Below are 2,191 nucleotides of genomic sequence, written 5' to 3' on the forward strand. Positions count from 1 at the left end.
AATTAAGTAAGAAATTATGGTTAAAGATTTATTTGAAAGAATACAACAAAATAAAGGACCGTTAGGAAAATGGGCTTCACAAGCAGAAGGTTATTTCGTGTTTCCAAAGTTGGAAGGTGAATTGGGCCCAAGAATGCAATTTCAAGGTAAAAATATATTAAACTGGAGTTTGAATGACTATTTAGGGTTAGCCAATCATCCAGAAGTTCGTAAAGCAGATACTGAAGCAGCAGCACAATATGGTGCGGCTTACCCAATGGGAGCTCGTATGATGAGTGGACACACTAAGTATCACGAACAATTAGAACAAGAATTGGCAGCTTTTGTAATGAAAGAATCGGCTTATTTATTGAATTTTGGTTACCAAGGAATTTTATCTACAATTGATGCTTTGGTTACCAGAAATGATGTTATTGTTTATGATGTAGATGCACACGCGTGTATTATTGACGGTGTTCGTTTGCATAGTGGAAAACGCTTTACCTATAAGCACAATGATATCGAAAGTATGGAAAAAAACTTGCAACGTGCTACAAAATTAGCTACCGAAACTGGTGGTGGTATTTTGTTTATTACGGAAGGTGTTTTTGGTATGCGAGGACAACAAGGTAAGTTAAAAGAAATTGTAGAAATGAAGAAAAAATACAATTTCCGTTTATTGGTTGATGATGCACACGGATTTGGTACGCTTGGTAAAACAGGTGCTGGAGCAGGTGAGGAGCAAGGCTGTCAAGATGGAATTGATGTATATTTTTCAACTTTTGCAAAATCAATGGCAAACATTGGTGCTTTCGTAGCGGGTGATAAAGATGTAATTGATTATTTAAAATATAATTTACGTTCTCAAATGTTTGCTAAAGCATTGCCAATGATTCAAACAATTGGTTCGTTGAAACGTTTAGAATTATTACGTAATTCATCTGAAATCAAAGATAAATTATGGGTAAATGTTAATGCGTTACAAAACGGATTAAAAGAAAAAGGATTCAATATTGGCGATACAAATACGTGTATTACACCAGTTTACTTGGAAGGTTCTATACCTGAAGCTATGATTATGGTAAATGATTTAAGAGAAAACTACGGTATTTTCTTGTCAATAGTAGTGTATCCAGTAATTCCAAAAGGAATGATTTTATTACGAATGATTCCAACAACTACGCATACATTAGAAGATATTGATGAAACGTTAACTGCTTTTGAAGCCATACGTGAGAAATTAGAAAACGGAACGTACAAAAAAATTGCAGAATCAACAATTACAGATAAATAATTTGAACAAATTATAAAAATTAAAAAGCGTTGATTGTTTCAACGCTTTTTTTATTCATCTTATTTTGAGTCAATTAAAAGTGTAAAAAAGATGATTTTTTCGTAATGTTGAATAAATATTAATAAAAAATGAATTTTAGGCTCAAATAAAATTGTTTTATCCTTTATGAAATGATATATTTGTCCGTTTTTAAAGAAAATAACTTAAATTAACTATAATGCAGAACAAAGGACTAATTAAATTCTTCGCAATCATATTTACGATTGCTTGTATCTATCAACTTTCTTTTACGTTTGTTGCTAACGGAATTGTAAAAGATGCGAAAGAATTTGCGAAAGGAGATTCTCAAAAAGAATTAAACTACTTAAAAGATCTAAAGAAAAAAGACGTTTTTTTAGGCTTTACTTATGAAGATGTTGAAAAACAACAAATCAACAAAGGATTAGATTTAGAAGGTGGAATTAACGTAACGTTAGAAGTTTCTGTTAAAGACGTTTTAAAAACATTATCTAACAATTCTAAAAACCCAACTTTCAACAGAGCTTTAGAAAGAGCAACAAAAGAAAGAAGAGGAAATCAAGATTATTTAGATGCCTTTTTTGACGCTTTTGCTGCAGAATCTAACGGAACTATAAAAATGGCTTCAGCTGAAGCATTCTACAATAGAACTTTTGAAGAAATTCAGTTAAATATGACTGACGATCAAGTAAAAGTTATCTTGAAAAAGAAAGTAGCTGAATCTATTGAAAGTGCTTATAAAGTATTAACTAAACGTATCGATAAATTCGGAGTAGCGCAACCAAACATTCAAAAAATTGGTGAAACAGGAAGAATTTTAGTAGAATTACCAGGTGCTAAAGATTTAGATAGAGTTGAAAAATTATTATCTCAAACCGCACAATTAGAATTTTGGGAAAC

The 2,191-nt window shown here is 31.4% G+C and carries 1 protein-coding gene and 1 pseudogene; both read left to right on the plus strand.

Translation table 11 applies throughout. The features are described 5' to 3' along the window. Positions 1-16: 16 nt before the first annotated feature. Positions 17-1,273 (plus strand): cysteate-C-fatty acyltransferase, encoded by a 1,257-nt coding sequence (gene capB / locus ABWO04_RS11310; protein ID WP_353079794.1) that lies wholly within the window; start codon positions 17-19, stop codon positions 1,271-1,273. Positions 1,274-1,490: 217 nt separating this feature from the next. Then, a pseudogene (locus ABWO04_RS11315) lies at positions 1,491-2,191 on the plus strand (protein translocase subunit SecDF); the annotation flags it as partial.

Origin of the sequence: Flavobacterium sp., from assembly GCF_040382755.1 — a bacterium.
Lineage (GTDB): Bacteria > Bacteroidota > Bacteroidia > Flavobacteriales > Flavobacteriaceae > Flavobacterium.